The sequence below is a fragment of the Actinophytocola glycyrrhizae genome (genome assembly GCF_042653545.1).
In the GTDB taxonomy this organism is placed as follows: Bacteria; Actinomycetota; Actinomycetes; order Mycobacteriales; family Pseudonocardiaceae; genus Actinophytocola; species Actinophytocola glycyrrhizae.
This window is the reverse complement of record NZ_JBHSIS010000002.1, coordinates 1,123,058-1,128,248: the sequence shown is the minus strand read 5'-3', so window position 1 is coordinate 1,128,248 and position 5,191 is coordinate 1,123,058. Positions and strand designations below refer to the sequence as shown.

1 protein-coding gene is annotated in these 5,191 nt (G+C 76.5%); it reads left to right on the top strand.

What is annotated here, in order from left to right; all coding sequences use genetic code 11:
- The first annotated feature begins 11 nt into the window (after positions 1-11).
- On the top strand, positions 12-5,168 hold the full coding sequence (locus ACFPCV_RS05100) for a type I polyketide synthase (RefSeq protein ID WP_378054827.1): 5,157 nt from the start codon (positions 12-14) through the stop codon (positions 5,166-5,168).
- The last annotated feature ends 23 nt before the right edge of the window (positions 5,169-5,191 follow it).

The window sequence follows — 5,191 nt, the reverse complement described above, 5'->3', positions numbered from 1 at the left end:
TGGAGCACCCGATGTCTACAGAGGACAAGTTACGCGGCTACCTGAAGCGGGTCGTCGCCGAACTGGACCAGACCCGCAGGAGACTCGCCGACGTCGAGACCCGCGCCCCGGAACCGGTCGCCATCGTCGGCATGAGCTGCCGGCTCCCCGGCGGCGTGCGGTCGCCGGAGGACCTGTGGGGGCTCGTGTCCGCAGGGGCGGACGGGCTCGCCGAGTTCCCCGCCGACCGTGGCTGGGACATGGCCGGGACGAGCTTCGCCAAGGTCGGCGGCTTCGTCTACGACGCCACCGGCTTCGACGCCGCCCTGTTCGGCATCTCGCCCCGCGAGGCACTGGCCATGGACCCCCAGCAGCGCCTGCTGCTCGAAGCGTCATGGGAGACCCTGGAACGGGCCGGGATCGCGCCGGACTCGCTGCGCGGCAGCCGCACCGGCGTGTTCGTCGGCGCGTCGCACTCCGGCTACGGCGCGGGCGTCCCGCTGACCCCCGAGGTCGCGGGCCACGCCGTCACCGGCACCGCGGACAGCGTCCTGTCCGGCCGCGTCTCCTACGTCTTCGGGCTGGAGGGCCCGGCGGTCACCGTCGACACCGCGTGCTCGTCCTCGCTGGTCGCCCTGCACATGGCCGTCTCGGCGCTGCGGGCGGGGGAGTGCTCCTCGGCGCTGGTGGCCGGCGTGACCGTGATGACCACACCCGCCGCGTTCGTGGAGTTCGGCAGGCAGAACGGGCTGGCCGGCGATGGCCGCTGCAAGTCCTTCGCCGCCGCCGCCGACGGCACCGGCTGGGCCGAGGGCGTCGCCGTCCTGCTGGTCGAGCGGCTGCGCGACGCCCGCAGGCTCGGGCACGACGTGCTCGCGGTCGTGCGCGGCTCCGCGGTCAACTCCGACGGCGCTTCCAACGGCCTCACCGCCCCCAACCGCCAGTCCCAGCAACGGGTCCTGCGGGCCGCACTGGCCGACGCCCGCCTCACCCCGTCCGATGTGGACGTCGTGGAGGCACACGGCACCGGCACCCGGCTCGGCGACCCGATCGAGGCACAGGCCCTGCTCGCCACCTACGGCCAGGACCGGACGACGCCGCTGCTGCTGGGGTCGCTGAAGTCCAACATCGGCCACACGCAGGCCGCGTCCGGCCTCGCGGGCGTGATCAAGACCGTCCTCGCCCTCAACCACGAGCAGGTGCCCGCCACCCTGCACGTCGACGCCCCGACCCCGCTGGTCGACTGGTCAGCGGGTGCGGTGGAGCTGCTCACCGAGGCCAGGCCGTGGCCGGCGGGGGAGACCCCGCGCCGGGGCGGCGTGTCGTCCTTCGGCATCAGCGGCACCAACGCCCACGTCATCGTCGAGGAGCCACCTGGCCACCCCGCAGGGCGGGCGCCGAGGGCCTCCTCGCCCGGCGCCGTGCCGTTCGTGGTGTCCGGCCGTACCCCGGACGCCCTGCGCGCCCAGGCCGGCCGGCTGCGGCGGCATGTCGCCGCGCAGCAGGCGACCGACCTGGTCGACACCGGCTTCTCCCTGGCCACCACCCGCGCCGCGCTGCCGCACCGGGCCGTGGTCGTCGCGGCCGACCGGGACGCCCTGCTGCGCGGCCTGGCGGAGGTCGCCGCCGCGGCGCCGGGCCCGGCCGCCGCGCCCGGTGGGCCCGCGTTCCTGTTCTCCGGTCAGGGTGCCCAGCGCGCCGGGATGGGCCGTGAGCTGTACGCGGCGTTCCCGGTGTTCGCCGCCGCCATGGACGAGGTGACCTGCGCGTTCGCCGCCCTGTCGGTCGCGCTGCCGTTCGACGACGCCGTCCTGTTGCGCCGCACCGACTGTGCCCAGGCGACCCTGTTCGCCCTCGAGGTCGCCCTGTTCCGGCTGCTGGAGTCCTGGGGGATCGTGCCCGGTCACGTGGTCGGGCACTCCGTCGGCGAGATCGCCGCGGCCCACTGCGCCGGTGTCCTGTCCCTCGACGACGCCTGCGCGCTCGTCGCCGCCAGGGGCCGGCTCATGCAGGGCCTGCCCGGCGGCGGGGCCATGCTCGCCGTCGAGGCGGTCGAAGCGGACGTGCCGTCCACCGTCGACATCGCCGCGGTCAACAGCCCGACCTCGCTCGTGGTGTCCGGCCCCGCCGCCGAGATCGCCGAGCTGGAGCGGGTCTGGCGGGCCGAGGGCCGCCGGGTCACGCCGCTGACGGTCTCCCACGCCTTCCACTCCCGGCTGATGGACCCGGTGCTCGACGAGTTCGCCACCATCGCACGTGGCATCGACTTCCGGCCCCCGCTCCTGCCGATCCCCGGCGAGGTCACCGACCCCGACCACTGGGTCCGCCGGCTGCGCGACACGGTCCGCTTCGGTGACGAGGTCGAGCGCCTGCGCGCCGGCGGCGTCACCACCTTCCTGGAGCTGGGCCCCGACGCCGCCCTCACCGCGCACGTCGACGAGGCGCTTGCGCTGCTGCGCAGGCGCCGCCCCGAGGTCGAGTCCCTGCTGAGCGCCGTCGGCCAGGCGTGGGCGCGCGGCGTGGCCGTCGACTGGGCCGCCGTCTTCGCGCCATGGGGCGCCGCCCGCACCACCCTGCCCACCTACGTGTTCCAGCGGTCCCCCTACTGGCTCAGTTTCGATCCGGACTGGGCCCCGCCCACCAGGGACACCGGCTTCTGGGCCGCCGTCGAGGCGGGCGACACCGCCGCCGTCGCGGGTGCGCTGGACCTCCCCGACACCGACGCGCTCGACACCGTTCTGCCCGCACTCGCCCGCTGGCGCGCCGACCGCGCCGCCGACGACGACGTCGCCGGACTGCGGTACCGGGTGCGCTGGGAGCCCGTCACCGGGGCCGGCCCCGCCCGCCCAGGGGGCCGCTGGCTCGTTCTCGACAACCCCGGCCTCGCCGCCGCCCTGCGGGACCGGGGTGCCGACGTCGTCACCTCCCGCGCCGACCTCGGCCGTCCCGTCGACGGCGTCGTGTCCACTGTGGACGACGTGCGCCAGATGGCGGCGCTGCTGCGCGACCTCGCCGAGTGCGGCGTCGGCGCCCCGCTGTGGTGCGTCACCGGCGGTGCGGTCTCCATCGGCGACTCCGACCCGCTGCGGGCCCCCGGCCAGGCCCCCGTCTGGGGCTTCGGCCGCGCCGCCGCCCTGGAGGCCCCGCACCGCTGGGGCGGCCTGATCGACCTTCCCGGCCCGCTCGACGCCCGCACCGCCGACCTGCTCGCCGCCGTTCTCGGCGGCAGCGAGGACGAGGTCGCGCTGCGACCGGCCGGCGCGTTCGTCCGCAGGCTCGTCCCGGCCGGGCCCGCCATCGACCGCTGGCGACCGCGCGGCACGGTCCTGGTCACCGGCGGCACCGGCGCGCTCGGCGCCCGCGTCGCCGACTGGCTGGCCCGCAGCGGTGCGGGGCACCTCGTCCTGGTCAGCCGCAGCGGCCCCGACGCGCCCGGCGCGGCGGACCTCGCGGACCGGCTGCGCACCGCGGGGGTGACCGTCACGGTCGCCGCCTGCGACGTCACCGACCGGGCCGCGCTCGCCGCCGTCGTCGATGCCGCGGGCCCGCTGACCGCCGTCGTCCACGCCGCGGGCATCGCCGACGGCACCGGGCTGGACGACCTCACCGACGAGCGGCTGGCCGGTGTGCTCGCCCCCAAGCTCGACGGCGCCCGCCACCTCGACGCGCTGACCGCCGACCACCCCCTTGAGGCGTTCGTCCTGTTCTCCTCGGCCGCGGGCGTCTGGGGCGGCTCCGGCCAGTCCGCCCACGCCGCCGCCTGCGCGGGCCTCGACGCCCTCGCCGCCGACCGCCGCGCCCGCGGCAGGACCGCCACCGCGCTCGCCTGGGGCCCGTGGGCCGAGCCGTCCGGCCTGTCCGGCGGTGCCGCCGAGCGCCTCGCCCGCACCGGCCTGCCCGCCATGGACCCGGACCGCGCCCTCACCGCCCTCGCGGTGGCCGTCGCGTCCCCGGCCGACTGCGTCGTCGCCGACATCGAGTGGGACCGCTTCCTCCCCGCCGTGACCGGCGCCCGCCCCCGGCCCCTCTTCGACGCCATCCCGCGCGCGGCGGCGGAACCGGCACCCACACCGCGCCCGGCCGCCGACCTGGCCGAACTGGTGCGGTCCGAGGCCGCGGCCGTGCTCGGTCACGCCGACGCCGCCGCGGTCGGTCTCGCCGACGGGTTCCTCGAACTCGGCTTCGACTCCCTGACCACCCTGGAGTTCCGCGACCGGCTGCGCGCGGCCACCGGCGTCCGCCTGCCCGCCAACCTGATCTTCACCCACTCCACCGTCGGCGCGCTCGTCGAGCACCTCCGCACCACCCGCGGCGGCGGGGCGACCGGAGCCGCAGCGGTGCTCGGCGTCTCACCGGAGGACCGCGACCCGGTCGGCCTGCTCAACTCCCTCTACAAGGTCGCCGTCGCGGACCGCAAGGTCACCGAGTTCCTGGAGTTCCTCGGCGACGCCGCCGGGTTCCGCCCGGCCGCCGACACCCCCGGTGCCGTCGGCGCGGTCCCCGGCGCGACCCGTCTCGCGGCAGGCCCGGCCGAGCCGGTCCTCATCGGCTGCAGCGGCATGACCGCCATCGGCGGGCCGCACGAGTTCGCCAGGGTCGCCGCCCCGCTGCGGGGCATCCGCGAGGTCGCCGCCGTCCCGTTGCCCGGCTACGGCCGGGGCGAGCGGCTGCCCGCCACCATGGACATCGCCCTCGACTGGCTGGCCGAGGCCGTACTGACCCACGCCGCGGGGCGCAAGTTCGTCCTCTTCGGACACTCGGCGGGCGCGATCGTTGCCCACGCACTCACCCGCCGCCTGGAAGCCGATGGCGCCTGCCCGGCCGGGCTCGTGCTCGGCGACCTGTACCTGCCCGGTGACACGACGATGTCGGGCTGGGACAACGAACTGTCCGAGGGTGCGTTCGCCCGTGAGGACGAGTACGTGCCCATGGACGACCTGCGCCTCACCGCGATGGCCTGGTACGCCCGCATCTTCTGGCGCTGGCAGCCGGAGACCGTCGAGGCCCCGACGCTGCTGGTCCGCGCCAGCGAGCCGCTCGGCCCCGTCCAGGAGGGGCAGCACTGGCAGAGCTCCTGGACCGGCGCCGAGTCCGTTGTGGACGTCGCGGGCAACCACTTCTCGATGGTGGGCGACCACGCCCCGGCCACCGCGCTGGCCGTCGACTCCTGGATCCGCAAGACCCTCTGACCCGGGCCAAGCCCCGAAACCGC